The sequence below is a fragment of the Vibrio sp. T20 genome (assembly GCF_007858795.1).
GTDB lineage: Bacteria > Pseudomonadota > Gammaproteobacteria > Enterobacterales > Vibrionaceae > Vibrio > Vibrio satsumensis.
Window position 1 is genome coordinate 1 of record NZ_VFEB01000215.1, and the last position, 287, is coordinate 287.

Sequence of the window (287 nt, forward strand, 5' to 3'; positions counted from 1 at the left end):
TATTGAACCAGATAACTTAATCCGTCAGGGCGATCTTCGCTCGGTACGTGTTAAGGCTATTCCTTCCGCCCGTGGCATTATTTCTGATCGCAATGGTGAGCCACTTGCTGTCAGTGTTCCTGTTGAAGCGGTATGGGCTGACCCGAAAACCATTTTCGATAAAAATGGTATGGCTCAAATTGATCGTTGGTATGCGTTAGCTGATGTACTTGGCCTAGAACGACAACCGATGATCGATAAGATCTCTAGTAACAAATCCCGCCGATTTATTTATCTTCAGAGACAAG

At 44.9% G+C, this 287-nt stretch carries 1 pseudogene; it reads left to right on the top strand.

The features are described from left to right. A pseudogene (locus FTW16_RS21460) lies at positions 1–287 on the top strand (peptidoglycan glycosyltransferase FtsI); the annotation flags it as partial.